The sequence below is a fragment of the Xanthomonas codiaei genome (assembly GCF_002939785.1).
GTDB lineage: Bacteria > Pseudomonadota > Gammaproteobacteria > Xanthomonadales > Xanthomonadaceae > Xanthomonas > Xanthomonas codiaei.
On record NZ_MDEC01000081.1, the window covers coordinates 1 to 822 of the forward strand.

Sequence of the window (822 nt, forward strand, 5' to 3'; positions counted from 1 at the left end):
CGCCAGCTGGTGGCCGAAGTGGAAAGCCTGATGGCGCCGCTGGCACAGGAACGCGGCCTGCGTTTCAGCCTGGAAGTGGGCCTGTTGGGCGATATCACCGCCAGCGGCGATCCCACCCGCATCCGGCAGATCCTGCTCAACCTGCTCAGCAATGCGATCAAGTTCACCGAGCGCGGCGTGGTGGGGCTCAAGCTGACCACGCTGGGCTCGTATCAAGGCCTGCGCTTCGAGGTGGCTGATACCGGCCCGGGCATCAATGCCGACCAGAAGGCGCGGCTGTTCCAGCGCTTCGAACAGGGCGACGGGGCCAAGACCACCTCGCGCTACGGCGGCAGCGGCTTGGGCCTGGCGATCTGCCAGGAACTGGCCCTGGCGATGGGCGGGCATATCGAGGTGATCAGCCGGCTCGGTGCGGGCACGCGCTTCATCGTGGACCTGCCGCTGCGCTGGGTGAACTCCAGTGCCCCGCTCGCTGAGGCGGCGCAGACGGCGACGGCGCTGGCGCCGCAGCGCATCCTGCTGGTGGAAGACGACCCCACCATTGCCGAGGTCATCGTGGGCCTGTTGCGATCGCAGGGCCATTCGGTGGTGCACGCACCGCACGGGCTGGCGGCGTTGACCGAGGCGGCCGACAACAACTTCGACGTCGCCTTGCTGGACCTGGATCTTCCCGGGCTGGACGGCTTCGCCCTGGCACGGCAATTGCGCGTGTTCGGCTACGAGATGCCGCTGATCGCCGTGACCGCGCGCTCGGACGAAGCCGCCGAACCGGCCGCGCAGCAAGCCGGTTTCGACAGTTTCCTGCGCAAGCCGCTGACCGGG

The 822-nt window shown here is 68.4% G+C and carries 1 protein-coding gene; it reads left to right on the top strand.

The window, feature by feature from the left end; all coding sequences use genetic code 11:
* Positions 1-822 (top strand): ATP-binding protein (locus XcodCFBP4690_RS22130; RefSeq protein ID WP_146092042.1); only part of this gene is annotated, 822 nt, incomplete at both ends.